The organism is Streptomyces sp. SD15 (genome assembly GCF_054462255.1).
This window is the reverse complement of record NZ_JBTLMO010000148.1, coordinates 1-894: the sequence shown is the minus strand read 5'-3', so window position 1 is coordinate 894 and position 894 is coordinate 1. Positions and strand designations below refer to the sequence as shown.

Genomic DNA, 894 nt, shown 5'->3' with positions numbered 1-894 from the left:
TTAGAACTCCTATCGGAATGACTTCAGGCGCCGCCAGCAGATGAGTGCGCATCCGAGGGTGAGGAAGGCTTCGTGGATGTCGTCGCGTATCTCCCAGCGGATCCGCAGGCGGCGGAACCAGTGCAGATGGGCGAACGTGCGTTCCACGACCCAGCGTTGGGTGCCCAGGCCGGAGCCGTGCTCGATACCGCGGCGGGCGATCAGCGGCTTCACGCCGAGGTCCCAGACCAGCCGGCGGTACTTGTCGTGGTCGTAGCCGCGGTCGCCCAGCACCACGTCTGGTCGGCGTCGGGGCCGTCCGCGCTTGCCCCGCACCGGTGGTACCGCCTGGAGCAGTGGAATCAGCTGGGTGACGTCGTTGCGGTTGCCGCCGGTCAGGGTGGCGGCGAGCGGGATGCCGGTGGCGTCGGTGATCAGGTGATGTTTGCTGCCCGTCCTGCCCCGGTCGACGGGGCTTCGTCCGGTCTTGGAGCCCCCTTTAACGCCCGGATGTGAGAGCCGTCGACCGCCGCCCGGGAGAAGTCCAGGGCGTTGGCGCTGCGGAGTTTGGCGAGGAGGACCTCGTGCAGCCGGGGCCACACCCCGGCCTCGGTCCACTCGGCCAGGCGGCGCCAGCACGTCATGCCCGACCCGAAGCCGAGTTCCTGCGGCAGGTGTTCCCAGGAGATCCCGGTGTGCAGCACGAACAGGATGCCCTGGAACACCAGTCGGTCCGGATGCCGCTTGCGTCCCGGATGCCGGGTCCGACGCTCGACCTTGGGTAATAGCGGCTCGATCACCGCCCACAACTCGTCGTCGACTTCCCACGGCTTCGGCCGAGCCACCCCGCACCCCCGGATCAACGGTCCCGGAGTGATCCAACCACTTCGAACATCATTTCGTTAGGAGTTCTTA

The 894-nt window shown here is 67.4% G+C and carries 1 protein-coding gene; it reads right to left on the bottom strand.

Annotated elements, in window-relative coordinates:
* Nucleotides 1-9: 9 nt before the first annotated feature.
* A protein-coding gene (locus tag ACX28W_RS43950; protein WP_459005699.1) for an IS5 family transposase occupies nt 10-824 on the bottom strand; the annotation gives its coding sequence in 2 pieces (ribosomal slippage) (nt 10-482 and nt 482-824; 816 coding nt in all).
* Between the last annotated feature and the right edge of the window lie 70 nt (nt 825-894).